Source organism: Rhodococcoides fascians NBRC 12155 = LMG 3623 (assembly GCF_001894785.1).
Classification (GTDB): Bacteria; Actinomycetota; Actinomycetes; order Mycobacteriales; family Mycobacteriaceae; genus Rhodococcoides; species Rhodococcoides fascians.
The window spans coordinates 53,790-79,257 of sequence record NZ_BCWW01000005.1; the positions used below are offsets into that span (position 1 = coordinate 53,790).

The 25,468-nt window shown below is 61.9% G+C and carries 25 protein-coding genes and 1 tRNA gene; 14 read left to right on the forward strand and 12 right to left on the reverse strand.

Annotated features, from left to right (window positions below; translation table 11 throughout):
- Positions 1–18: 18 nt before the first annotated feature.
- From RFA01S_RS13060 to RFA01S_RS13070, 3 genes are all read left to right on the forward strand, one after another.
- Positions 19–837 carry an Fpg/Nei family DNA glycosylase gene (locus RFA01S_RS13060; RefSeq protein ID WP_032388347.1) on the forward strand — a complete coding sequence of 273 codons (819 nt, stop codon included), beginning with the start codon at positions 19–21 and terminating at the stop codon, positions 835–837.
- Positions 838–990: 153 nt separating this feature from the next.
- Positions 991–2,844, forward strand: coding sequence for a DEAD/DEAH box helicase (locus tag RFA01S_RS13065; RefSeq protein ID WP_072692092.1), 1,854 nt, complete (start codon positions 991–993; stop codon positions 2,842–2,844).
- The gene (locus tag RFA01S_RS13070; RefSeq protein ID WP_139278441.1) at positions 2,844–3,416 is read left to right on the forward strand and encodes a hypothetical protein; all 573 of its coding nucleotides are present in this window, start codon (positions 2,844–2,846) and stop codon (positions 3,414–3,416) included. Before RFA01S_RS13065 ends, RFA01S_RS13070 begins: the two co-directional genes overlap by 1 nt.
- 16 nt (positions 3,417–3,432) lie before the next feature.
- On the opposite strand, the gene RFA01S_RS13075 is transcribed toward RFA01S_RS13070, so the two are convergent.
- Positions 3,433–3,897, reverse strand: coding sequence for an SRPBCC family protein (locus tag RFA01S_RS13075; protein WP_027497200.1), 465 nt, complete (start codon positions 3,895–3,897; stop codon positions 3,433–3,435).
- Positions 3,898–4,028: 131 nt separating this feature from the next.
- Here RFA01S_RS13075 and RFA01S_RS13080 point away from each other — a divergent pair, with 131 nt between their 5' ends.
- Complete coding sequence (locus tag RFA01S_RS13080; protein ID WP_202902228.1) at positions 4,029–4,811, forward strand: phosphotransferase family protein; 783 nt, start codon at positions 4,029–4,031, stop codon at positions 4,809–4,811.
- Positions 4,812–5,010: 199 nt separating this feature from the next.
- On the opposite strand, the gene RFA01S_RS13085 is transcribed toward RFA01S_RS13080, so the two are convergent.
- Positions 5,011–6,999, reverse strand: a complete 1,989-nt coding sequence (locus RFA01S_RS13085; protein WP_032408231.1) for a TerD family protein — start codon at positions 6,997–6,999, stop codon at positions 5,011–5,013.
- A gap of 363 nt (positions 7,000–7,362) precedes the next feature.
- On the opposite strand from RFA01S_RS13085, the gene RFA01S_RS13090 reads away from it, so the two are divergent.
- Positions 7,363–8,142 carry an SMP-30/gluconolactonase/LRE family protein gene (locus tag RFA01S_RS13090; protein WP_238325177.1) on the forward strand — a complete coding sequence of 260 codons (780 nt, stop codon included), beginning with the start codon at positions 7,363–7,365 and terminating at the stop codon, positions 8,140–8,142.
- 360 nt (positions 8,143–8,502) lie between these two features.
- Here the strand turns inward: RFA01S_RS13090 and RFA01S_RS13095 are convergent, their stop codons facing one another.
- The 4 genes from RFA01S_RS13095 to RFA01S_RS13110 form a co-directional block, all read right to left on the reverse strand.
- Complete coding sequence (locus RFA01S_RS13095; protein ID WP_272945628.1) at positions 8,503–9,234, reverse strand: amino acid ABC transporter ATP-binding protein; 732 nt, start codon at positions 9,232–9,234, stop codon at positions 8,503–8,505.
- Between the two features lie 53 nt (positions 9,235–9,287).
- Positions 9,288–10,028: an amino acid ABC transporter permease gene (locus RFA01S_RS13100; RefSeq protein ID WP_032408229.1), complete on the reverse strand. Its 741-nt coding sequence runs from the start codon at positions 10,026–10,028 to the stop codon at positions 9,288–9,290.
- 30 nt (positions 10,029–10,058) lie between these two features.
- Positions 10,059–10,919, reverse strand: a complete 861-nt coding sequence (locus tag RFA01S_RS13105) for an ABC transporter substrate-binding protein (protein ID WP_032408228.1) — start codon at positions 10,917–10,919, stop codon at positions 10,059–10,061.
- Positions 10,920–11,147: 228 nt separating this feature from the next.
- Complete coding sequence (locus RFA01S_RS13110; protein WP_032366138.1) at positions 11,148–12,152, reverse strand: LacI family DNA-binding transcriptional regulator; 1,005 nt, start codon at positions 12,150–12,152, stop codon at positions 11,148–11,150.
- A gap of 171 nt (positions 12,153–12,323) precedes the next feature.
- On the opposite strand from RFA01S_RS13110, the gene RFA01S_RS13115 reads away from it, so the two are divergent.
- Genes RFA01S_RS13115 through hydA form a run of 4 tightly spaced genes read left to right on the forward strand, consistent with a single transcriptional unit; the run spans position 12,324 to position 16,209 of the window.
- Complete coding sequence (locus tag RFA01S_RS13115) at positions 12,324–13,286, forward strand: dihydrodipicolinate synthase family protein (RefSeq protein WP_032408227.1); 963 nt, start codon at positions 12,324–12,326, stop codon at positions 13,284–13,286.
- Entirely contained in the window at positions 13,276–14,424 is a 1,149-nt protein-coding gene (locus RFA01S_RS13120; protein ID WP_032366136.1) for an NAD(P)/FAD-dependent oxidoreductase, read from the forward strand. Before RFA01S_RS13115 ends, RFA01S_RS13120 begins: the two co-directional genes overlap by 11 nt.
- 13 nt (positions 14,425–14,437) lie before the next feature.
- A complete protein-coding gene (locus tag RFA01S_RS13125) occupies positions 14,438–14,824 on the forward strand; it encodes an allophanate hydrolase-related protein (protein WP_032408226.1) in 387 nt (128 codons plus the stop codon).
- The gene (gene hydA / locus RFA01S_RS13130) at positions 14,794–16,209 is read left to right on the forward strand and encodes a dihydropyrimidinase (protein ID WP_238325176.1); all 1,416 of its coding nucleotides are present in this window, start codon (positions 14,794–14,796) and stop codon (positions 16,207–16,209) included. Before RFA01S_RS13125 ends, hydA begins: the two co-directional genes overlap by 31 nt.
- Positions 16,210–16,265: 56 nt before the next feature.
- On the opposite strand, the gene RFA01S_RS13135 is transcribed toward hydA, so the two are convergent.
- From RFA01S_RS13135 to RFA01S_RS13150, 4 genes are all read right to left on the reverse strand, one after another.
- The gene (locus RFA01S_RS13135; RefSeq protein WP_032366134.1) at positions 16,266–16,682 is read right to left on the reverse strand and encodes a hypothetical protein; all 417 of its coding nucleotides are present in this window, start codon (positions 16,680–16,682) and stop codon (positions 16,266–16,268) included.
- Between the two features lie 917 nt (positions 16,683–17,599).
- Positions 17,600–18,382, reverse strand: coding sequence for a cyclase family protein (locus RFA01S_RS13140; RefSeq protein ID WP_032388338.1), 783 nt, complete (start codon positions 18,380–18,382; stop codon positions 17,600–17,602).
- Positions 18,383–18,566: 184 nt separating this feature from the next.
- On the reverse strand, positions 18,567–19,511 hold the full coding sequence (locus tag RFA01S_RS13145) for a fumarylacetoacetate hydrolase family protein (RefSeq protein WP_032408225.1): 945 nt from the start codon (positions 19,509–19,511) through the stop codon (positions 18,567–18,569).
- A complete protein-coding gene (locus RFA01S_RS13150) occupies positions 19,508–21,037 on the reverse strand; it encodes an amidohydrolase family protein (protein WP_202902227.1) in 1,530 nt (509 codons plus the stop codon). Before RFA01S_RS13150 ends, RFA01S_RS13145 begins: the two co-directional genes overlap by 4 nt.
- Positions 21,038–21,196: 159 nt before the next feature.
- Between RFA01S_RS13150 and RFA01S_RS13155 the strand changes: the two genes are divergently transcribed.
- From RFA01S_RS13155 to RFA01S_RS13165, 3 genes are all read left to right on the forward strand, one after another.
- Positions 21,197–22,099, forward strand: coding sequence for a LysR family transcriptional regulator (locus RFA01S_RS13155; RefSeq protein ID WP_032408224.1), 903 nt, complete (start codon positions 21,197–21,199; stop codon positions 22,097–22,099).
- A 379-nt stretch (positions 22,100–22,478) separates the two neighbouring features.
- Positions 22,479–22,880 (forward strand): ester cyclase, encoded by a 402-nt coding sequence (locus RFA01S_RS13160; protein WP_032408465.1) that lies wholly within the window; start codon positions 22,479–22,481, stop codon positions 22,878–22,880.
- A gap of 251 nt (positions 22,881–23,131) precedes the next feature.
- On the forward strand, positions 23,132–23,527 hold the full coding sequence (locus RFA01S_RS13165; protein ID WP_139278442.1) for a hypothetical protein: 396 nt from the start codon (positions 23,132–23,134) through the stop codon (positions 23,525–23,527).
- A gap of 279 nt (positions 23,528–23,806) precedes the next feature.
- Here the strand turns inward: RFA01S_RS13165 and RFA01S_RS27755 are convergent, their stop codons facing one another.
- A complete protein-coding gene (locus RFA01S_RS27755) occupies positions 23,807–23,962 on the reverse strand; it encodes a hypothetical protein (RefSeq protein WP_155290163.1) in 156 nt (51 codons plus the stop codon).
- A gap of 142 nt (positions 23,963–24,104) precedes the next feature.
- Here RFA01S_RS27755 and RFA01S_RS27450 point away from each other — a divergent pair, with 142 nt between their 5' ends.
- Together RFA01S_RS27450 and RFA01S_RS13175 are read left to right on the forward strand one after the other, a co-directional pair.
- Complete coding sequence (locus tag RFA01S_RS27450) at positions 24,105–24,257, forward strand: recombinase XerD (protein WP_139278443.1); 153 nt, start codon at positions 24,105–24,107, stop codon at positions 24,255–24,257.
- A gap of 70 nt (positions 24,258–24,327) precedes the next feature.
- Positions 24,328–25,215, forward strand: coding sequence for a hypothetical protein (locus RFA01S_RS13175; protein WP_032408222.1), 888 nt, complete (start codon positions 24,328–24,330; stop codon positions 25,213–25,215).
- Positions 25,216–25,352: 137 nt separating this feature from the next.
- Here RFA01S_RS13175 and RFA01S_RS13180 read toward each other — a convergent pair.
- Positions 25,353–25,426 (reverse strand) — tRNA-Pro (locus tag RFA01S_RS13180).
- Between the last annotated feature and the right edge of the window lie 42 nt (positions 25,427–25,468).

A 25,468-nucleotide genomic window follows, 5' to 3' on the forward strand; every position in this document is an offset into this window, starting at 1 on the left:
ATTGGGTACACCCGCTCCATGCCCGAACTACCCGAAGTCGAAAACGCTCGACAGGTCGTCGAAAAAGCCCTCGGACGCGTCATCGTCTCTATCGATGACACCGACTCGTTCGAGTGCCGTCCACACATGCCGGGCGATATCGCCCACGCCCTGAAGGGCGGCAAGCTCACCGAGGCATGTCGACGTGGCAAGGCGATGTGGTGCGAAACCGTCACCGCCGACGGGTCCAGCGGTCCGACGCTGGGAATCCATCTCGGAATGGGCGGCCGCGTCATTGTCACCGCTCCTGACGGCGATCGCACGTCGCAGTACGGAGGCGGCGATCCGCACGTGGGCGAGCGCGACACCGACAAGCCCGAGTGGACACGCTTTGCCATGACGTTCGAAGACGGGGGTCAGCTCCGGCTCTTCGACAAGCGCCGGCTCGGCCGAGTGCGCCTCGAACCCGATATCGATGCGTTGGGGCCCGATGCTGCGGAGATCACGCGCGACGACTTCCGGCACCGAATCGGTTCCAGCGGAGCACCTCTGAAAGCACGTTTGCTGGACCAAGCAGCAATCGCAGGCGTCGGCAATCTGTTGGCCGACGAGGTGCTGTGGCAGAGCGAGCAATCTCCGTCCAGACGGGCAAAGACCCTCACCACCGAGGAACTCGACGAGCTCCGCGTTGTTCTGCGTCGCGCCATCAGGTCAGCGATCAAGAAGGGTGGCGTGCACACCGGTGAGATCATCCCGTTCCGCAAGGCGGACGCGGCGTGCCCACGCTGCGGTGCCCCGATGACTCGCGGAACGGTGGGCGGCCGCACCACGTGGTGGTGTTCGCGCGAGCAATCCTGATCGGTTCCACGCCGCTTCCTGCTGCTCGATAGCGCTGTAGGACAGCAATTTTCGGAATTGTCAAGCACTGTTGAATGCGGCGAAATCCCGTCCGGGCACGTACCGTGTGGGCAGCTTCGGGTCTACCGAAGCGTTCACTCGGCTGGAGGTTGCATGCTTTCGACGACCGATACGGGCCTCGCTCCGCAGGTCACCTACCTTCCCCGTCGGCACTGTTTCGCTGTCTGGCAACCTGATTCCACAAGGACGGCTACCACAGCGACGACGCCGATCGACCTTGCGCTACCCGATACGGGCGGCACCGTGACCGTACGGACCGTCGAAGCACAGCTCGTCGATCCGCGTCGCGTCGAACTCGAAGCGGCACTGGCACCATCGGCAGGCCTCCCGGAAAGCGCGTCGGCCCGGGGGTGGCTGGCGGTTCTGGACCACCTGGAACATCGGCCCCACTACGCCGAGATTCCTGCATCGCTGCTGGAGTCACTCCCCCCGGCCGCGTACGCGGTACCCAACACGGGTGGGTCCAGCGTGTCGACCGCGCACGGTGCCGTCGACGCCCTACGCACCAGCCTGCACATGCAGGGCAATCTGGGCGACAGTGCGTCCACCTTCACCCCGCGGCCGTATCAGGTGCACGGTGCGTCCTGGATTCCGACCGTCGGAGAAGCCGGGGGTGGAGGAATTCTGGCCGACGAGATGGGGTTGGGCAAGACTCTGCAAGCCATCTCGCACATGATTGTGGGAGCCTCGCGGAGTGAAGGCAATTTTCTGGTGGTGTGCCCGACATCCCTGATCAGCAATTGGCGACGCGAGATCGAGAAGTTCTCTGCCGGCGACCTGACGGTCAATGTCTACCGGGGACCGAACCGCTCGCTCGGTGGATGTGGAGAGGGCGGCTGCGTGACCGTGACCGGATATCCGACACTGCGCTCCGACACCGACCGCCTGGCCGAGATCAGTTGGAACACGGTCTTCTTCGACGAAGCGCACGTCATGAAGAACTCGCGCACCCAGGTTTCCCGTGCTGCGCGACGACTGAGCTCGACAACTCGCATCGCACTGACCGGCACCCCGGTCGAGAACCGTATGGACGAGCTCTGGGCCCTGATCGACCTGACCAACCCGGGTCTGCTCGGGACCAGAGCACGCTTCACTCGGCGATTTTCCGCACCCATCGAGAACGCGGGTTCGGCGGCTGCGCTTGCGCACTTGTCCCATTCCATAGCTCCGGTCGTCCTCCGACGGACGAAAGACGAAGTGGCGACCGACCTTCCACCCAAACAGCAGATAGACGTTCTGTGCCCGATCACGAACGAGCAAGCGATGCTGTACAACTCGACGGTCGAGGCTGCATTCGACACCGGTTTCGGTTCTACACAACGCCGAGGGACTGCGGTGCTCGCTTTGCTGACCTCTCTGAAACTGATCTGCAACCACCCGGGTCTCGTGAACGGCAACATGTCTTCGTCGCCCGACCGTTCCGGGAAACTGGACAGGCTCACCGACATCATCGAGGAGCTCGCCGAATCGTCGCAGACCGCATTGGTTTTCACCCAGTACCGCAAGACCGGCGAGTTTCTCGCCGACCATCTCGCGCGTGTCACTGGAGCCGCCATACCCTTCTTCCACGGCGGACTCGACGTGGACCAGCGCGAGAAAATGGTGGACGAGTTTCAGGGCGGTAGCTGTCCCGTGATGGTGCTGAGCCTCAAAGCAGCCGGCTATGGGTTGAACCTCACCCGTGCCAGCACCGTCATCCATTACGACCGGTGGTGGAATCCGGCGGTGGAATCGCAGGCAACCGACCGGGTACATCGAATCGGACAGACCTCACCTGTGACAGTCATGGCGCTCACCACCGAAGGAACATTGGAGGAGTACATTGCGTCGCTGCACGCCCGGAAGAAAGCAATTGCAGGGTTGACCGAGGGGAACAACGAGACAGCGCTTGCCGCACTGGATGATTCGACACTCAGACAGACGTTGTCGCTGTCGGTGGCACGGTGATGGCATCCACTCCCCAGCCCCCGCCGTTCGGTGCGACTCCATGGGGCAAGGAATGGTTGCGTCGAGTCGAGCCGATCACCGCTACCCGACCCAATCCCATGCTTCCTCGAGCGCGGAGCCTGGCTCGTAGCGAGTCGGCCATCGTGGATACCAACACGATCGGTTCTATTCGCTGCGTGGTCTCAGCAGGAAAGAAAATGGAGACCGCGACATTTACGGTGCCGCGCTATTCGGCGGCTCACAAAAGGGCGGCTCTGCGCATCGTCGCCAGTCATCCGACTCACGGCAGAGGGAGCGGGGATCTGCCCGACGCGCTTCACGCGGAGCTGGTATCGGGGGGTCTGGCACCGGTTCCCATGGACGTCGACACGGCATGCACCTGTTCCAGCAGAACTGATCCTTGCGTTCACGTCACCGCAGCAACGTACGCGATCAGCCTGATCGTGGACCAGTCACCCACGACGGCGTTGGCTATACGTGGCCTGGACCTCGCCGAAGCCGCTGCGTCGACGGACTTTCCAGCTCGATGGATGCACATCGAGAGCGTCGACGCAGCGGCGTTCTACGGCTGAACGTATGCCCGAAAGATCAGGACGTTGCCTCGACAGCGAGGCGTGCAAGTGTGTCGTTCAGCTGATCCTCGGTGACCAGGGGAAACCCGATCTGCTGGAGAAGCTTCTTGTCCGTGACCTTCGACCAGTCGTAGGTGTGCCGCACCAATGTCTCGTTGGGTCCCTGAGACTCCAGTTCCCACAACCATTCCCATCCGGGAGGCTCGTTGCCGGCCGGCGCGGTCTTCCATGCCAGTAGCTTGTCTTTGGCGTACCCGGTGACGACATTGTCGGTCTGGTATTCCCCACCCATGTGATCGCCCTGCATGTTCATCGTGAACTTCTCGCCGACCTTCTGAATTCGGTCTGCGTGGTCAACGCCGCGTACGAATCCCGAGCCGTCGAGTGCCTGATGCCGCTCGGGGTTGGACAGGACGTCGAAAATTGCGTCCACGGGCGCTTCGATGGTGCGTTCCACTGTCAGCTTTGCGTTCTCTGTCATATCTGCACGATGCCCAATACGCCGGATCCTCAATCATGGATACAGCCGAAAACAGGTGGACCGCGAAGGCTGCCTGGTGAGATGCTCGGCCGACACCGGGATTGCGGCACCCAGCGCAGCGGGACGGAGGCATGACGAGAATGTCCACCGATCTTGCTCCTTCCACCGCCACCTGGGTTCTCGAACACCTCGAACCCGGCGAACGTGTGACGGCCGTGGACTCGATGACCGGAGGCATCACGGCCGAGGTGCGTCGGCTCACTGTGGCAGATGATCAGCACGCCGTTCGCGTGCTCGTGTTGAAGAGCTACACGGCACCGTCAGCGCAGGAGCACGCTGAGGAATGGCTCAGACGCGAGGCTGAGGCTCTGACGTTGCTCGAGTCCGACAGCATCATCCCCACGCCTCTGTTGGCTGCAGCCGACGTTGCCGCGACGCAGTGCGCGCATCCATCGCTTCTCATGACCTACCTGCCCGGGCAACCGCTGTACGACGACGGCATCCAGACCCGTATCCGATGCTTGGCGCAGCTTCTTGTGGCAATTCACTTGACTCCCGTGAAAGCCGGGCTTCGCAGATACTCGACAGGGTCTACTGCAGAGAGCGCCGTCGTTCCACCGACCGCCGACACCGATATTTGGTCGGCCGCGACCAGAGTCATCGGCCGCCCACCGTCGCGCTCCCAGGTCCGGTTGCTGCACAGGGACTTTCAGCCCGGCAACGTTCTGTTCGACACAGGACCTACCGGGCCAGCCGTCTCCGGTGTGCTCGACTGGGCCGGAATTTGTAGCGGACCTGCGGATCTCGACGTCGCGCATTGCTGCACGAATCTCGCACTTCTGCACGGGCCGTTGTGGGGTTTGCGATTCGCTGCTGAATACACCGAGGCCGGAGGCGTCCTCGCCGCCGAATAATCCGACCGTCGATATTGGCGAGTGCGAAGTGCACTTGCGTGCTCCGAAGAGCTGCATCAGTGGGTAGTGCCGTGGCGCGCAGCAGGCCGGACAGACCTCTCTGGACCAGTCATCGAGGATCGGTTGAACACTTACCTGGCGCTGACGATGAACGTAGATATGTGAAGCCGTTCAACCCGGGGTCCAGTCAGCAGCAGAGTCATTCATCAGATGTGTGAGTGGTCGCTTCCGGTGCAGAAGGCGTCCACGGCTTCAGCGGCTGCACGACATCCCGGTAGAACGCGTCGAGACCGTCGGTCACGCTACCGATGAAGCTGGCCGCCGACCCTGAGCGCTTGCTGCCCATCTTCGTCGGGGACGTCAGCGTGAAATACTGCAGCTCGCTGGTCCGGCCTGATGTGAGTGATTTCGTGTCTGCTCGTACAGTTGCCAGGTTCTCGCACGATACTTCGCTCGCGTCTGCGAACACGGCTTCGACCAGGATGTCTGCGGGAGCGTTCTTCAGTTGTCTCAGTAGCCATGATGCTCGTCTGAGCGCGGTCCCGTCGGTCGGCGCGTCGATAGCGGTACTGCACTGAATCTTGTTGGTACGCATATCGGCTTCGACGGTGACGTCTCCGGCAGCGTCGGGGATGCGCAGAGTGGCAGTAAGGCATCCGGAGGCCACGAGCTGGTCGACGATGTACTCGTTGCGTGCCTGAGGATCTCCGTTGAACTTCCTCGGAAGGTGATGCTTGACGGTGACGCCGAGATCGGCCGTCATCCTCAACGCCAGGTGCCTCGACAGCGACGCCCACGTGTTCGCAACCGACAGAGCTTTGACATCACTGGAGCGAAGGGTTCCCGCGGTGACGGAATCCCGGACCGCTACCCAGTGGCGACCCATGTCGACGAACTCCGTCGCACCGGATTTCGGGTGCGTCAGGTAGCGCACGAGCTCACTGAGGATCCACACCTGTAACGAGTCGGTGAGGTCCCCGTGCGACAGCAACATTCGGGCCTCGTGAATTACCTCGGACCACGAGATGTGTCGCAGTGAAACCTTGTTGAGCTTGGTCTTGTTGACCTGTACCGGAAGCTCGCCTGCAGAGGCCGGGATGTCGTTGGACAGGCTCAGAACCGTTTCGTATCTGTGCCGTTTGGCGACATCGAGGTAGTTCTCGAGCTGCTCCTTCTGCAGCTTGCCTGTCCCTGTCTTCACTTCGAGCAATGCCGTCCATACCTGCCCCGCACGCAACACCCGGAAAACCCCGTCCGGAATGACCTTGCCTTCGCCTTTGACGAATTGCACCTCGAGGTAACCCTCGAATGGACCTGACGGTGCGCCAGCGTGCGCGCAGATCGCTCGGGCGAAGGGACGAACCGCTTGCATCGTTGCGATCAGCGCCGACGTGGCCCTCTTCTCCTGCTCTTCACCGGACCCGACGCCGGAAATGGAGAACAGCCGAGCCGTCTGCCAGCCCTCTCCCCCAGCAAGCGTGAATTGCGGCGGACTGGCCTTCTTCACGGACGGCTTCTTCGTTCGCACGCCGCGCTTGGTGGGTTCGACGTCGACAAGCGACACATCGACGAGCTCACCGTTCTGGTCCGTAGCCTGTACGTGCGAATCCGCGACCTCGACGACGACCACATCGTCGGCACCGCCTTCCGGTTCGCCGTCGTCGACGTCCACGCCGAAATCCGTTGCGAGCCCTGCAAGCCCGGATTCCCAACCCTGCCCGACCGCGCGCAGTTTCCAGACACCGGCCCTTCGATACACCTCCCCGAACACCAGCGCACGTTCGGCGGTGGCGTCGGCAGTGAGGAACTCCCCCAGCACCGATCCGGTTTGATCCCGTACTTGGAGCGACAACTTTCCGAAGTCGCCCAACGGAGCATTGTCCGAGCTACCCGCTATGACTACTTTCTCGATATCTGCTGGGAGAGAGTCGAGATGGATCGACAGCCGTTCCTGTTTGCCTTCATCGGTGCTACTGCTGCCGAGATAACGCACTGATGCGTCGGCAGACTCCGATTGGTTGTAGAACACGAAGTCCGAGTCCGAGCGAACGTGTCCGGTCGATGTCACCAACAGCGCGGATGCATCGAGGTCTCGCTCCGGGTCGACCCACGACACGATGACATCCAGCTGTGTCGGCTCGTCCGGTAAGGAAATATTCTGGCCCTTGACGAGAATGGGTGAACTCACGCTGACACGCTCCTGTCGGCAAACGGACTTGCGTTGCTCACCCTATTCACAACGCACCGGTGTCAGTCGCCCTCGCTCGACATTCATTCGTTCGATCTACGGCTAGGCCGATTCGGTCCGAGATCAACGATCTGTGCACCCTGCTGTGCGCTAGCTGCCTGTCCCCCACATCGACTCAAATTTTCCGACCGCACGGTCTCCACTATCGTTCGCACCATGTCTCTGGCTTCGAACAGACTTCGTACACTTCTACTCGTCGGTGCGGTGGTTACGCTTGCGCCTCTCACGGCTGCACCTGCTCACGCCGGAACACCTGAGCCGAGCCCGCCGCCCATGACATGTGCAGGCTGGTCGGTCGAGACCGTGACGAGCGGACTCGACGAACCCGAGAATCTCGAGCCCGACGGAGCTGGCGGGTTCTTCGTATCCGGAGCCTCCAGCATCGTGAACGTGGATGCAGACGGTCACGTCGACCCGGTACTCGACAACCTCGCGGCTCCGCGGGGGATGCAGTTGCACGACGGCATCCTCTACTTTGTTGCCGGTCCAGGGCTTTCGCAATTCGACACCCGTACCGGCGAGGTCAGCGCGGTGACCGACATGGCGGCTCACGGACTTCTCCGACTGCCGAACGGGGACTTTCTCACCACCGACGTGGGCACGGACATCGGCTCGCCTTCCCGAGGTCTGACCCGTTACGACCCGACCGCCGACGACGTCGAACAGAACTGGTCGCCCGTTCCTCGATCAGAAGGGTTGGCGCTCAGCCCGGACCACAGCCGGGTGTACACCGACGATCTGTTCACGGGCCAGGTCATCGAAGTACCCCTCGAAGCACCCGACGACTGGTCTGTGGTGGCTACAGTGCCGGGATTCTTTCCGGGACTCGACGACCTGACCATGTCCGACGCCGGCACGCTGTACGCCGCCGCACACGTAGAAGGTTCCGTGTACAGCATCGACCCCAGGACAGGGACAACATGCGTTATCGCAGCAGGCATTTCGCCAGGACGGACGGGACCGAGTTCGGTACGCATCGGACCGTCAGCCAACGGTTGGTCACTGTATGCAACCGTGTTCGACGGCACACTCCGACGCCTCACTCCCCCGCCCGGCGTGGATCTTGCACCGGTGAGATCCTGACCCGGTAGCCCTGCACAACCTGAACGCCGGTGCGATTCTGGACATCGACTCAGCCTGGACAGCCACGTGTTCGTCTCGGCTATCTGTCGTTGCCGAAGAACCACCAGGTGAGAACTATTGCTATGACCGCCGCGATGGCAAACATGACGGCGTTGAGCCAATGCGGGTTGCCAGTGTCGAGATCTGCCAGTGCCATGAGTATTCGCCCATCCGTCCGCCCTTGTGGACAAAACCGACTCCCACGGTCGAGCCTATACACACTGGAACGGATGAGTCCTCATCGCTCGACATCTATTCGTTCGACCCAACCCCCTCTCAGAAGAACGTGCGCTCCTGAGTTGGGACCATCAGTCGGTCGAATCAGAGTATGCGACTCAGAAATTGTTGTGTACGAGCATTTTTGGGTTTGTCGAAGAACTCACCAGGAGGTGCCTCTTCGACGATCTTTCCGTCGCTCATGAAGACGACCCTGTCTGCGGCCGCTTTCGCGAAGCCCATTTCGTGGCTGACCACCACCATCGTCATTCCCTCGTCGCGCAGTCGGAGCATGACGTCGAGAACCTCGTTGACCATCTCGGGATCGAGTGCCGACGTGGGCTCGTCGAACAGCATCACTTCGGGCTTCATCGCCAGTGCACGGGCGATCGCAACGCGCTGTTGCTGGCCACCGGACAGTTGTGACGGGTAGTTCTCCCCTTTGTCCGCCAGGCCGACGAGATCGAGTAACTCCTGAGCTTGCCTGCGCGCCTTGTCCTTCTGAGTGCCCAGGACATGGCGTGGACCCGATGCAACGTTGTCGATCGCGGTCATCATGGGGAACAGATTGAAGCTTTGAAACACCATTCCGGTGTGATGCCGCTGCTTTGCGATCTGCGCCTCCGACAGCGGCATTCGCTTGGCCCCCTCCGAGAAGCCCATCATCTCGCCACAGACTCGGACGGTCCCGGATTCGATCGTCTCGAGACAGTTGAGCGTGCGCAGCAAGGTGCTCTTTCCACTTCCTGACGGCCCGAGAAGCAGAACCACTTCCCCTTTGTCCACCGTGAAATCGATGTCGTCGAGGACGACGAGATCGTTGTAGGCCTTTGTCATATTCCTGACCTCGACCATCGTCATCGCGTTCGTGGTCGCAGACGTCGCACTCGTCATCGGTTCACAGCCTCGGCTTTCATTCCGCTGTCGTCGAGTTTCGGACTCGACGGTCCGCCCTTACGGCGGTAATTGCGGTCGTATCCACGCCCTACTCGTACTTCGATCATCTTCTGAATCAACCCCCACAGAGTCGTCAGCACCAAGAAGTACAACGCCGCCGCGCAGAGCCCCTCCAGCACACGGAAATTCACCTGCACCAAGAACTGGGTCCGTCGCAGCAATTCCTGTACGGAGATGACCGACACCAGAGTTGTGGTCTTGAGCAATCCGTTGAAGCTGTTGCCGAGTGGAGGAATCATCACCCGCAGAGCCTGCGGAAGAACCACCACGCGGAAGACCTTCGTGGGCGACATGCCGAGCGCTCGTGCCGCTTCGGTCTGTCCGGTTGGAACCGAGAGCAATCCGGAACGGACTATTTCTGACAGGTATGCAGCTTCGTTGAGAACCAGACCCACGAGTGCCGCCTCGATCACGCCCAGCTTGATGCCGACCTGAGGCAGCCCGGTGTAGATGATCACCAGCTGCACCAGTAGTGGGGTGCCGCGCATCAGCCACACGTAGAACCCGGCGACTATCCGCAGGGGTACGAGCTTGGATGATCGCGCGGAGGCCACCACCACTGCGAGAGCGAGTCCGAGGATCATGCTGACTACGGTGAGCCAGATCGTGACCCACGCGCCTTCGAGCAGCTGGGCGCTCGTCAGGATGGAAAAGAATGCGTCCCAGGACCACATGTGGGTGCCTTTCGACTTGCGTTGGTCGGATCAGCTGTCGAGAGGACCGGTGCTCACGGCAATATCGCCGTCGTATCCGGTGACGTCGTACTGCTCGAACAGATCGGGAAGATATCCATCGCTCCTCATCTCCGACAGCACACGCGCCACCTCAGCGGAGGATTTGCTGCCCTTGGCGAATCCCATTGCCAGGGGTGCCTCGTTGATTCCACCGACGGCTGTCTCGAAGCGTCCGTCTTCCTGGTAGAACGACGTGACCGACTCCACGATGGAGGTGCCGTCGAGCTGGCCCGCCGAAAGTGCCTGATAGGCATCGGCATTGGTCTTGAACGTCTGCACCGTCAACGCGGGCTTACCCTCGGTCGCGAACTGCTCGGCCAACGCGGTCAACGTGTAGAATTCGTATCCGGGCGCTTCGACGCCGATGGTCTTGCCCGCCAGATCGTCCACACTGGAGATCGATTCGGGATTGCCCGACGGCACCGAGATCGATACTGCCTGCACCTCGTACGGAACAAGATCGATGGTTTCGGCGCGTGCGGGCGTGTAGAACATGCCGGTGTCGATCATGTCCCATCGACCGGCCTGCACACCGGGAATCTGCGCCTCGAACTCGATGTTGACGAACTTCGGCGTCAGACACAGGCGCTTGGCGATCTCCTTGCCGAGGTCGACGCGCATGCCGATCACGTCCCCGTTCGGATCGACGTACTGCATGGGCGGAAGCGTTGCATTGGTGGCCATCGTCAGAGTGCCTTCTTCGGCGAGGTCCGAAGCACCGAGCGTGGGTGTGCAGTCCGTCGGCGCGGCTGCGGAATCGTCCGAGGAACTACAGGCAGTGAGGCCGGCCACCACGACAGCGATAGCGGCGAGTCCTGTTAACTTGCGCATTGATCGAGCCTTTCGATATCGACTGCAGCACTACACGTTCGAGGACGGGGCGGCAGCGACAATGACGGAGTGATTCGAGCAGAGTCGATCCTTTGGGATCGATTGCATCAAGCGTCGCAGACGAATTCGGAGGCGTCAACGTGGTTAACACTGCCGACACGCGGTACATCAACTGTTAACCGTTCACATGTGATCGCGGTCCCGATTCCTGCAATCCGAAAACTCCGATCACAATGCGGCACACGACGCTCGCTCCACCAGACGAGCACCGATTCGATATGTACGCCCATCGGGTTCGAGCGAATCCTTGATCTGCTGAAACAACAGGTCCATGGCCACGTTGGCCAATTGGGCCGCGCCGTTGTCGACCACTGTGATTGCCGGCTGCCACATCGCGAGCCACGGCATATCCTCGTGGCAGATCAGCGACAACTCGTCCGGCACCGACACACCCCTGCCGACGAGCGTGGGCAGGATGCCGAAGACAGCCTCGTGGTTGGCCGCATACAGAGCAGTCATTGCCTGGGGCGCATCCAGAAGTGAGTTGATCGCGTCGGCACCGAATTCGGTGGTGAACGGGCCTTTCCGGACGATCGTCTCGTCGACCGGGATACCTGCGTCCGCCAGCGCAAGTCGATAGCCCTCGAAGCGCTCACGTCCGGACGTCGCATCCTCGTTTCCACCGATATAGCCGATACGACTGTGCCCGAGCTCGATCAGATGCGCTGTGGCGTCGCGAGCACCCGTGACGTCGTCTGCCAGAACCGTCGACGCCGAGCTCCCCTTGACCGAACGGATCAGGTTGACCACCGCGCGGCCCTGCTCCAGGAGCGCATTCGACGCCGCCGCACTTCGACCACTGCCGATCACGATGGTTCCGTCGACGCCATGCTCGCCCAGCATGGCGAGTACGTCGTCCTCGCGCGCCGGATCGGCATCGGTGATGCAGAGCAGGACCTGAAATCCGCTGGCCGCCGCTCTCTTCTGAACGACCTCGGCGACCGTGTGAAAGGTCGCATTGAGCAGGTTGTTCATGACCAGACCGACCAAGTGCGACCTGTTGGAGCGCAGCGCACTCGCAGCCCTGTTCGGCCGATAACCGAGAACACGGGCCGCATCCTCCACCGCTGCCCGCGTCTCCGCCGAGATCAGCGACGATCCACTCAATGCGCGTGATGCCGTGCTGCGCGAAACCCCAGCAGCGCTCGCAACGTCGATCAAGGTGACCGCCATCGGTTCTCCTTCTCTTGCTTCACGCCTCGGACAGACATATTCGACCGTGGTCGCGTTACAAGTACGTTTCCGGCTTGACGACTCGACCACCCCGAAGGCAGTCTATGCAATCGATCCCACAAATGCGGGTACGACGCGTCGTCGATAGTCCCGAGCCCGAAAGGCACTCCCATGAATCGCGATGATGTCGCGTGGTCCGGTTACTGGCCCGCTGCTCCTACACCGTTCACGCAGTCGGGTGACGTCGACACCGAGGCAATTTTCGACTTGATGAATCTTTACGCGCAGACGGGTGTTCACGGTGTACTCGTGAACGGCAGCACGGGCGAATGGTTCAGCCAGAACGACAACGAACGAAAGACCGTCGCGGAAGCATCGATCGATGCAGTTGCAGGCCGCTTCCCTGTCGTTATCGGTGTCAGCGCGTACACAGCTGCGCAGTCCTCCGCGCTCGCGAAGCATGCGGCTTCCGTCGGCGCGGACGGCATACTGGCGACGCCTCCGCCGTATGTACACACCTCGGCAGAAGAGACTTATCACTACTACCGAAGCGTCAGCACCGCAACATCATTGCCGTTCATGGCCTACAACTGGCCACGTGGCGTTGCGGTCGACATGGGCACCACACCCGACCTGTTCTCTCGACTGGCCGACCTGGAGAACGTCGTCGCGATCAAAGACAGCACCGGTAATTGGCTCGCCATGCTCGACACCGTCGAGGCCGTGTCCGACCGCGTTCGTGTATTCGGGAGTTTCCTGCATCGACGCGGCCTTGCCACGCTGCTCGAACTGGGCGGGGACGGCAACATCGACGGCGGTGGGGTGGGCGCGCCCTTCGCGGTTCCGTTCTACGAGGCCGTCGCTGCACGTGACGCCGACACCGCACGCATGTGGGTCGATCGCTATCGCGCGTTCTCGGGCCGGCTCATCGCCTCGGACTACAGCGGCGTGTACGCCTCCCCCATTCCCCAGCTGAAGGCCGTGATGAACCTTCTCGGCCAACCGGGAGGCACCGTGCGCGAACCATTACTGCCGGTCACCGACGCCGACACGCTTGCCGCGCTGCAATCGGTCATCGTCGAATCGGGTATCGACGATGCCTACGCGACCGTAGGAGCTGTTCATGCGGTCTGAGGTCGACGTCGTTGTAATCGGAGCCGGAATCGTAGGTGCAGCAACGGCTCTCGCCCTCACCCGCGCGGGATCCCGCGTTGCTGTGCTCGATCGCACCCTGCCCAACACCGCCGGCTCCGGTACGACTGCGGGCAACCTGCACATTCAGACCATTCATACGCGCAGGCCCGGGCAGGGCACAGCCGTCGACGTCGAACAGCTACTTCCGATGCAGAAGTCGACGAGCACGCTGTGGAACACTCTCGACGAGACGGTGCCCGGTCTCGGGCTGAACCGGTGTGGCGGGTTCATGGTGGCCGAAACCGAGGAGCAGGTCCACGCCCTCCTCACGAAGCACCGATGGGAACGAGCTGCGGGGATCCCGACCGAGGTAATGACCGGCGATGAAGCTCGTCAGGCGCTACCGCTGCTCGGCCCGAGCATTCAGGCCGCAACCTGGTGTCCGTGGGACGGATTCGCGGAACCCGACCTCGCAGGTCCTGCCCTGTTGCGGCAGGCCGCGGCCGAAGGAGCGTCGGTTCATCCGTCGACACCGGTTACCGGATTGATCCACGACGGTGACGGTTGGACCGTCGGCACCGACGGTGGAACGTGGATTGCACCCGCGGTGATAGACGTTGCAGGTCCGTGGATGGCCCCGATCGCGGCTATGGCAGGGGTATCGCTCGATCTCGTCCCGACCTCGTTGCAGATGCACTCGCTCGATGCCGTACCTCGGACACTCGACGTGCTGGTTCAGCACGTCGGGGAGGGAATGTCGATCAAGCAGAATCGATCGGGACGCCTCGTCCTCGGCGGCGGCTGGCCTGCAGGTGCGTTCCACGACAGCGAGCCGGCGCCGAGCAGATCCGACAGCACCACAGGAAACCTGGAGCAGGTTCGACGGCTTCTGCCTGCGCTGAGCCACAATGCGCTCCTCGATACCTGGACCGGGCCTGTGGTCACCACGCCCGACGAAATGCCGGTCATCGGCGAACTGGCCGGAGCCCCGGGACTCTTCGTGGCAGGCGGCACCTACTCCTTCACTTTCGCACCGCTGTGGGGGCACATCCTTACCGAGCAGGTGCACGGTAGAAAACCAGAACTCGACGTAACAGCGTTCTCTCCGAACCGTCTCGTCCGACTCCAAGCTCACTGAAAGAAGGCTTCGCATGGCACTGGTCACGATGTTCGTCAACGGACAGGCGATGTCCGGCGGCACCCTGAACGACGCGTTGCACAAGGCGCGATTCGTGGGGAAAGTCGATACCGCACCGAAATACCGATTCTTCTCCGTGCGTGACGAATTCCCCGGTTTGCACCCGGTCTCAACCGATGGATTCGTGGTACCGGGCGAGCTCTACGAGGTCGAGTACGACGTATTGCGCGACGAGCTCCTGCCCAGGGAACCGAAGGAACTCGAACTCGGGGTCATCGAGTTTGCGGATGGCTCGGGCTCCCTGTCGATGCGAATGCGCGAGAGCTATCTGACGGACACGGGCGTCACCGACATCAGCGACCGCGGCGGATGGCTGACCTACCTCGCGAGCACACGATGAAGGTCGTGCGCGGTGGGACGGTCGTCGAATCCCATTGGGCCGCTCCGGCAGACCTGCTCATCGACGACGGCAGAGTCGTTGCGGTGCTCACCCCAGGGAGCGAGGTCGACGCGGCAGCAGAGGTCATCGATGCAACCGGGAAACTGGTGATGCCGGGTGGAGTCGATCCACACTGCCACGTCGGGTTCACCTCCGGCGAATTCACCTCGCTCGATTCGTATTTCGAGTGCACGACGGCGGCCGTGTTCGGCGGCACCACCACGATCATCGACTTCGCCATCCCCCGTCCCGGTCAACAGCCGCTGGACGCCGCCGAGGTACAGCGTGCGAAAGCGTCAAGCGGACTGTGCGATTCGGCTCTGCACGCCTGCGTCGTCGAGTGGACCGACACCACCGCGGACCAATTGAAGACTCTGGCGGACGGAGGCATCCGGACGGTCAAGATGTTCACCACCTATGCCGGTGAAACGATGGCGAACGAACACACCATTCTGAACACGATGCAGGCCACTCGCGATCTCGGCGGAATGGTCATCATCCACTGCGAGTCCGACGCCATCGTCACCGACGCGCAGAACCTCGCAGCCGCGTCGGACGGAGTCGATGCAGCACACATGTCGCAGACCCGGCCCGAGCTCGCCGAGACTGCCTCGGTCGCCGCCATTCTCGCGATCGCCGAGTCACAGAGCGCGCCGGTCTATTTCGTTCATCAGTCGACTCCGGCTGCAGTCGAACTGGTCGCGGACGCGCGTAAGCGAGGGCTCGTCGCCTTCACCGAATCGGTCGCTCACCATCTGATCCTCGACGACTCGGCCTACGAGGGTGAGCAACCCGAACGTTTTGTCTGCTGCCCACCGCTGCGTTCGGCCGAGGTGGTCGAGGAACTCGGGCGTCACCTGTTCACCGGGCACATCACCACCATCGGTTCCGACCATTGCTGCTACGACACCGCACAGAAGCAGGTGCACAGCCACGACGTGCGGCACATGCCCAACGGACTGCCCGGTGTCGAGACGCGTCTACCGGTGATCTACTCGCACTACGTAGACGGATTGGGTCTGACTGCCAGCAGATTCGTGGAATTGACCTCGGCGAATCCAGCGCGCACCAATGGCCTGTATCCACGCAAGGGATCGCTGATGCCGGGGTCCGACGCCGACATCGCGATCTGGGATCCCAAACTGGAATGGACGGTGACCACCGAAACACTGCACATGGCGACCGACTACACACCCTACGAGGGGCATCGACTTCGAGGAAAGCCGGTCACCGTGATTGTGGGCGGCGAGATTGTTGTCCAGAATGGAGAACTCGTCGACGCCACTCCCCGCGGACGCCACCTCGAAGCAGCACCGCTCGACTTCAGCGGAGCATTGAGTATGTGAGGCCCGGACCTTTACCGTCGGCGGGTTCAGCTACCCGACCGTGCTGCCACTCAGGTCTATTTATCGGCGAGACCTGTTGCCTCTGCCAAGTATTCGCGTGAGTCTCGAAACGTCTGCGCTACACCGCGTCCAGCGATCGCGTGGTACCGACTGATTTGGTCGTCATCGAGAGCATCGAGAACAGTGCTGGAATCTGCGTGCATCCAACCACCGTCTTGGACCAGTTCATGGGCGCGTTTGCCGTGCAGGGCAGAAATTCCCTCGACTCTGATCCCCTGGGGATCGGTCGACGCCGCAAGGTAGTAGGCCTTCTTGCCGGGGTAACCGGCCTTGACCTTCTCACGCAACCGGAAGACGGCGGCGACTGCGTCGTCGATGGCCGACGCCTGCTCCTCGGACTCGGAGGCCGAAACTCGCGCGATCTCCGCATCCAGCGCAGCGAGCAAAGTGGCGAGGTACTCGAGATCACTCATAGGCCCATGATGCCCTAGTGCAGTGTGCTCTCGAACCAACACCTGACGGAAAGAAATCGACGATGCCCCCGTCTCGGGGTCCGCGACGCGACGTACTGACACGCCGACCGTCTACAACTCCGTGACAGCGCCGGGGTTTGTCCCTCGCAGTTCGGGGGTCAACAGGGTCCTGTCGGAAGTCCCAATACCCGACGATAGGGTCATGAGCCGCCGACGACGCGGAGCTGTCCGGACGGTTCGTTGCACCACCTGCAGCTCCCGTCGATGTAGTCGTGGCCGTCTTCACGTTCGCACTCATCAACCGCGCATCCGCTGCCGCATGACAGCATCTGTCCACATCTGCACCGCTCGCCGTCGCACCCCGGGTGGTGAAGCGTTCGCGGCGGGGCACCGCAGTCGTGGCATTTGCTCCTGCCGTTGGGTATTCGACTGGGCCGCCACGTGCAACCCACTGAATCGAGCATTTCCAGATCACACGCCATGCAGATCGCCATGCCGTGCAGAGTCGCACAGAGCACCGACAGAAAATCTTCGATCGAACTCCATGACGCAACGTTGCGCCTCCGTGGCCAGGACGGGCTCAGCAGACGAAAGTGGGCCACAGACACCCACATGAACCGGAGCGTTACGATCGCCCACCGCTCCCCCATCCGAACAACCTTCTCCACCCGAGATGAGCGCCGCCGCCGGATCCGTGAGCTCCTCACCGGCAGCAGTAGATCGTTCACGTACCGAGTGGCCGCCATTCGTCTCCTGCTCCGTACTCAACCGATGGCGAAAATCGCCGCTCTACGCAAACCTGGCCGCTCACCACGGTGGCAGATCGACCCCTTCCATTTCACAGATTTACTGTTGGACAACAGTTTTCAAGGAATCGAAGGCGGCGCATCCTCCGGACCGAAAATGTGCGCCGGAGGTCAGTCGGTTGGCGAATCGAAAATCGCGACTGCTCGAGTCCATCCCGCCGAGGCAGCTGTAATTTTGACTGGGAAGCACGAGATCTCGAAGCCGGTGTGAGGTAGTTGCTCGAGCCCGTTGAGCTTTTCGAGATGGCAGTAGCCGATTTCGCGTCCGACACGATGCCCCTCCCAGATGATCGACGGGTCGTGTTCGGTGGCGTACCGGGCGGCAGTGTGTACGAAGGGGGCATCCCAGCTCCAAGCGTCGGTGCCGGTCAGGCGCACTCCTCTCTCCAATAGGTAGAGCGTGGCATCGCGGCCCATCCCGCAACCGGAGGCGACGTAGTCGTCATGCCCGTAGCGCGCGCCGGCCGAAGTGTTCACGACGACAATTTCGAGCGGCGACAGTTCGTGCCCGATACGGGTCAGTTCGTTCTCGACGTCGGCCGCTGTGACCACGTATCCATCCGGGAAGTGGCGGAAGTCGAGTTTGACTCCGGGCTGCAGGCACCAGTCGAGGGGCACTTCGTCGATGGTCGCTGCCCGCTTCCCACCGTCCATCACCGCAGAGTAGTGGTACGGCGCGTCGAGGTGGGTTCCGTTGTGGGTGGTAGCGCGCACCCATTCGTACGCCCACCCCTCGCCGTCCGGTAGATCGTCCTTGCTCGCGTCGGGAAAGAACGCAAGCAAGTCCTCGACGGTGTCAGCGTGGGTGTAGTAGTCGATGTGGGGTCCGAATCCGGGAGGATCGGACGCTATCCCGGTTTGAAGCGGAGCAGAGATGTCGATCAATTTTCGCATTGTTCGTTCCTTGTCTGTTCACGATGTAATGCGTTGCGGCCCAGAGGCAGTAGGCCTCGCAGTGATGTATCCGCACGTGGAGATGTCCGGCACCCGTACACGATCCTGTTTCCGGCGAGTTTTCGCTGCCGGTTGCGTTCTCGCGGAGGTCTTGCTGTACGGGTGCGGCAGAGGTGACTTCATGTCAGAACCCAGATGACAGCGGAAGGACATCGACGCCCGGAACAACTGTCTGGCGCACCTCTCCGAGTCCTTGCCCGGTCAGGGTCACGACGTCACCGGGACGCAGCCAACGATCGAAATCGTCGAGTTCGGGCGTGTCGACGTGTTCGAGGAGACAACCGCCGGGAACGGTTCCCGAGCGGACCACCTCACCCGGTTGCAGATCGACCCCGCGCGAGACGAAGGCCACGAGTTCGCCGAATTCCCAATCCATTTCGCCCAGGTTGCCACGGGTGATCGCGTCACCGTTGACCGCGGCGGACAGCTCGATAGCGATCCGGCCGTCGCGCCGGTAATCCTCGAGCTCGTCGACGGTAACCAGAGCGGGCCCGAGGGTGAGCGCGCTGTCCTTGCTCTTTCCCATCCCGATGCCGAGGGCGAGATCGCGGAGCTGGTGGTCGCGTGCGGTCCAGTCGTTGAACAGGGTGTAACCGACGATGTGCTTCTCGGCGGTGCGCGGATCGAGGTCGCGGCCACCGCGGCCGATGACCGCTCCCACTTCGAGTTCGAGATCGAACATGGTGCTGCCAGGGGCAACCGGCACGTCCTCGTAAGGGCCCAGGACGCATCCGGCGTTGGAGAAGTAGAACGCCGGGATCTGCGACCACGCCTCGTGCAGCTCAGGGCTGCGTCCCATCGCGCGGTAACAGCCGCGAAGGTGGTCGAGGAAACACAGTCCGTCTCGCACCGAGGGAGGTCGTGGTATCGGTGCCAGCAATCGCACCTGGTCCAGCTCGCGGGTTTCGTCGGGGCATCGTGTCGCCGCCTCGCCGGCCTCGGTGAGGGCGTCGTCACCGGAGTTCAGAATCGACAGCAGACTGACGCCTGCGCGCAGTCCACGCACGGTCTCCCCGTCGATGATTCCGGTTCTCGGGCCACCGCCGCCGTCGTAGGTCACGAATCTCACCGGATCCTCCTGCCTGCCGACGGCACCGCATCGAGCTGACGATGCGGGGGTGAGCAGTGCGGTTGTTCCGTCATCACCGCGAAGCCACCGTCATCGCTTGGATTGCCTGTTCGTGAAAACTGCGCGTGAGCGGCTCGATCGCGGTGAATGCGCCCGGTGGGGTCCCGGGAAGTTCGCGACCTGCATCCCTGAGTCGCCCGAGGATGCGTTCGGACGCTGCATCGACTTCCGCTGTCAGCGACGCCCGATCGGTCACTGTCAGGATCCCGTCTCGTTTGACCACCCGACCGTCGACGATGACCGTGCGCACATCGGCTGCAGAGGTCTGGAACACCAGCGTGGCGTAGGGATCGAGCACAGGATGCTGTTCGAGAGCCGGGCCCACCGATGATCTGGAGATCGGCACGCTTGCCAGGTGTCAGTGAACCGATGCGGTCACCGAGTCCCATGGCCTCGGCGGCGTTGACGGTGGTCCACTTCAGCGCCTCCCGCGCCGGCAGCGCGACTGCGTCGGGCATCTGCCCTGCTGCGTTGATCGGGTCGGCTGCGTCGGCGCGTGCACACGAGAGACCGAATCGAAGTTCGTGCCACAGGTCGCCGCTGTTGAGGGAGATCACGTCGGCCGAGAGTGTGGGGACGATCCCGTGTTGCCGGCAGCGCTCGAAGACCGGACGACCGAAGCCCATGTTCATTTCCGTCTGCGACGAGATCGACACTCGGCCGCCGCTGCGTGCCAAAGCTTCCCATTCGGCGTCGCCGAAGCTGCAGCAGTGCACGTGGACCATGTCCGGGCCGAGCAAGCCCATCTGATCCATTTCGAGTATTCCGTTGCACAAGGCGCTGCCGAATACACACCCGGCGTGATTGACCAGCAGGGCTTTTCGTTCTCGGGCGGCTGCCAGTTCCGAGACCGTGTCCGCCCAGGGAAGGCCGAAGATTTCCGACAACGAGACGCCCAGTGTGAGTCGGCCGTCGGAGGCGAAGTACGTATCGGCGATGCGATGGAAATCTCTGAGACGTGCAGTGTGATCGCCGAATTGCGATCGCTCGGGGGAGCTTTCGAAAAATCCGTAGCAGAACGATGCGCGTATGCCGGATTGCAACAGGCCCTGAACGGCACCGTCGGAGTGGTCGGGAGTGTTGTTGCAGTGCGAGAAGTCCAGCAGTGTGGTGACACCGCTGTTGAGTGCGTCGACTGCGCCGTAGAAGTTGCCCAATCGGACGTCGTCGGCCGTGTAGGCCGGGGAGATTCCCAGCCGCATACCGAAGTAGTAGTCGCCGAGGGTCCAGTCACTGCAGATGCCGCGGAAGAGCGACTGCCACGTGTGCCGATGAGTATCGATGAAGCCGGGCAGCACGATGTGGTTCGAGGCATCGATGATCTCGGCGTCGAGGACCCCGAGGTCCGGTCCGACGGCAACGATCGTGTCGTCCTCGATCAGCACGTCCGCCGAGTCGAAGTCGCCGAGCGCGGGGTCCATGGTCAGGACTCGGCCGTTGCGGATCAGGGTGCGATGCGTGCTCATTGTTACCTCCGGCGAAGTTCATGGGTGTTGTGATCTACGACATTTCGTGTCTTCGTCGAAGTATGCTGACCAGCATCAGCCAGATCATCAGGCAAAAAGGTTGCGATCTTCTCGACCCCAATGGGGCGATCGACGGTACGGACTTGGCGGTGAATATCGGTGGACATACGATCGCTGCGATATGCGCTGACCCTGGCCGAGGAACTACATTTCGGGCGCGCCGCCCAAGCTCACTTCATCGGTGCGCAACCGTTCGGTCGACGCATCCAGGAACTCGAACGCGAACTCGGTACGGATCTGTTTCTGCGCACCAGCCGCAAGGTGGAACTCACCGAAGCCGGCCGAAGGTTTCTTCCCCGCGCGAATCGAGTGCTCGCAGATCTCGACGCCCTGATGGCGGTGCGTGAGGGTGAGCGTGCAGACTCGGTGCTTCGCGTCGGCGTCCTGGGATTCGGGCTGGCCGATAGCTGGTCGGCGACTCGTCAACTGCTCGACCGGCACCATCCGCGGCTAGAGCTGTCCTATGTCGAACTCAATTGGGAAAACCAGTACGACGCAGTACGAACTGGAGAGGTCGACGTTGCGATCCTGCACGACGTCGGCGGTGCCGAGGACCTCCGAGTCGAGCAAGTGATCGAGATCGAACGATGCGCCGTAGTTCCCGCAGAATCGGAACTGGCAGACGCAACCCGTCTCACACCCGATGAGATTCACGACCGGCCGTGCATCAGACCGATAGGACAGCCCGGCCTCACTGCGTGGGCAGCGGGCCGCTACCCGCGTCACGGGGCCCAGGTGCGCTCGCCCCTCAACATCCCATCGGCAGTAGCGATGTCGGGGACGATCGGGGTGTACGCCGAGCCCGCACGGCGCTACCTGCCGAACCCCGACGTCCGCTACATCGCGCTCGACGGGCCACCCGCGATCATCGCCCTGGCATCACGACGGCAGGACCGTCGAGAAGGCACCGCAGCATTCCGCCGTGCCGTGCAGGCAACAACTGCATTGGTCGACCTGACGAGCACAACCGAGCCGCCCGGTTACGCCAGCGATGACCGTTGATCGTCGCGGTCCGGGCAGCTACGGCGTAGGCCCACTCCACAATTCGGTATGGGTGTACGCGGTGTCGACGACATAGGCGTCACGGTGATCGCGAGTCGGCAACGTCGCGTGAGCGGTTCGTCGCGCAACATTGGGAAAACTGCCTACACGCCGCGGCGCATGTCTTGGCTATTCCTGCGAGAGCGAGAGGACTGCACCGCGCGAAATCAGCGCCACGACGGATTTGGGAGCTGTCGAACTGAAAAGCGGTCTCGAAACGGTGACTCGAACGGGCTCGTGGAAAACAGCCATTAGACAGTGACGACGGTGAAATAATTTTCGTGCAGCTGATCCGCTGTCGTCCTGGCCAGGACTACGCGGGGCCTTTACCGTGGATGGTATGGCGACTTTCGCAGACGATCCGCGCGGTACCTACGCTCGTTACATCACCGCCTGCAACGAACGGCGTTTCGGCGACCTCGACGAATTCATCACCACCGATGTCGAAGGTGTCCGCAGCGGCATCGACGGCTACCGCGACGGCCTTCGAGACATCACAGTCGCGTTCCCCGACTTCAGCTGGTGCATGGAGGACTTGGTCGTCGAGGGCCGGTCGATGGCGGCTCGCCTGACGGATACCGGCACCCACCACGGCGAGTTCGATGGGATCGCGGCGACCGGCCGGTATGTGCAGATCCAAGAACTAGCGATGTACCGACTCGATGACGACGGCAAGATCGCGCGCTGCTGGGGAGATCTCGAGGCTTCATTGCGCTGTGAACTGCTGGGCCGCGGAGAATAGCTGGCTGCGATCAGCGAACAGACGTACGAGGAGTTAGCGAGCGCGGTAGAGCGGCAGTAGCGCAAGTCGTCAGATCTACGTTTTTCCAGCGTCACGTCCGGCGTCAACGGGTCCACATTTGAACGTGAGCGGTCAGACAGCGGCTTCGAGACCGAAACGCATTGCCGCCGTGTTCTAGTGGCACAGTGGACTGGGTCGAGAAAGAACTAAGAGTCGCTGGTCTTACCGGTACCTGCACAGCGGTGGGTGTCATGCTCCCCTGGGCCCTCGAAGGGACCGCGCTCCGGTTGGCGCTGCTGGTGTTTCCTGCGTTCTGCGGTGCCGTCGCAGGACTGTTGATCGGTGTGATCGCAGTCGGTGGCGGCCGCTACGCCTTATGGTCGAACCGGATGTGGGCCGCACGATCACACCGCACGTGGCGACACCGATTCGCCGCGTGCACCGCAGCAGCGGTCACGCTGACGACCTCTCTTGCATTGTGCTGGCTGGTCGTCGCTGACAGTGAAATCCTCACTGACACAGATGTATTCCCGTCCTGGTGGATCGCACTGGCAGCGATAGCGGCGGCGAGTTACCTATTCGCCTACCTCCTTGCTCCCACGACAGACTGCACCGCCCGAACACAGGACGGCTTCGGAGAGGTCTAGGTTCCAGCCCCGATCCTTGCTTGGCTTGATCCTGACGTGTGCCAGCCGCTGAACACCGTCGATCTATTGCGATCAGACGAGATGAGGCGGTTCGATCTGGACTCTGACCTCGACGACGATCCCGCTACCGAGTCCGATCATCTCCCGGCGTCGTACGTCTGAATCCGTGACCCCGCTGAACAATACGGCCAGTTCCACCACGCAGAGTCACCATTTCAGTCATTGGTACCTGAGGCGCAAGGCACGTGATCGAGTTCTCGGTCGAGGGCAGAGGAATTCTCAATCGTGGGTGTGCGGGCCTGCCGCCCGAGGATTGATGGTGTCGCAGTCCCACGTGATCCTGGCACCGAGCCACGAGTCGATGGCCTCGAACAGTTCGATCCCGCCGTTGAGCGCATTAGCCAACTCCGTCGCCCCTCCGACATAGGTCGACATGAGATCCACATCGCTAGCTACGAACCACGCACGATCCGCGGGCCACCAGATGTTCGGCAAGAATCCCTGCAACTCCCGCCCCGCGTCACCGACCGACCCACGCCCGAGCAGATGCCTTCGGCCAGGAAGGGGCAACCTGGAATTGTTCTCCGGGACGCCGCCCATCGCAGCGGTCGCGGCGTGGCACGGGCACAGCGCCGAGGAGATGCTGCGGACCTACGCGCACGCGGTGGAGGAATCGCTCACGAGCGCCGGGGCCACCATGTTCACCGAACCCGGCGAAGTCGCCGGATAATCGACCCAGTGCGACGCACGGCATCCAACCCGCGCTCACAGAATCGTAGAAGTTACGCCAGAATGCCAGAATGCCAGAATCGACAACTACCGAACGTGGTGCAGTCCTGGTCGACTATGAGTCGAGGGACTTTCCCGTGTTTCGACCGATCGCAGATCTGTCGCCCGACCAATACGATCGCTTCTCCGACGCGTACGCGACGCTCGCGGCTTGTCGCGACGAGTCGATGTTCAACTTTGTCCGCGCGTGTGTAATGGACTTGATCGACTACATTGTCAAGGTCGGAAATACAGCGATCGAGACCAGGTCGGTACCCAGGACGGACGAGCGGGGATCCGACGTCGGCGAGTATGTCCGCACGCTCAGCCTCTCGGCATCCAACGCCTTCTTCGTCTACAGGGACCATCGGACACACGCAGCAAAAGTGCTCTCAGAGAAACGCGGCGACAGCACCAAGACAACGATCAAATCGATGCTGGATGATCTCAACGCGAACTGCTTCGGCTACCGCTGGTTACTTGAGCTTCGAAACGCATTGATGCACATGGACCTGCGCTCAGTAAGCTTCTCCGTCAAAGTCTCCGCGAACGCCGAACCGTCCTTCACTCTAAACATGGATCGGGAACAAGTACTGCAAACCAACAACCTCAAGAACGCGCGCAACGCGGCGCTCCGAGAAGAGCTCAAAGCTCTACCTGATGACCCCTCGGTCATCGACCTCCTTCAGGAGGCGTTGCCAGCAATCGCCGAAACCGAGCGCGAAGTCTTGAAGGCGCTGTACCCAGAATCCGTGCGTCGAGACGCCGGTCTGGTCGTCTGCGAACTGATCGATTTGTTTGAGGGTCGCAGAGGAACCTATTGCCTGTTCACAGGGCCGGGCTTCACAGCTGAGCACCGCATTCCGCCCCATTACCGACTGGAACCTGAGGTCCTAAGCCACGCTGAAACGTATCGATGAAGCGTCGCCTACAAGCACGCTCCTCGGCCGTCAAAACGACGACCACTCCGACCCACTGGGACATCGACACCGTTGCGACCATTGGCCAACCAACGGCGAAACCCGCTCTGACACAGGTCAGAGCGGGTTTCTTTGTGTCGGGCTGACAGGATTTGAACCTGCGACCACTTGACCCCCAGTCAAGTGCGCTACCAAGCTGCGCCACAGCCCGCCGCACCTCGAAAGGCGCTTGCTGAGATTACCCCAGCCCTAC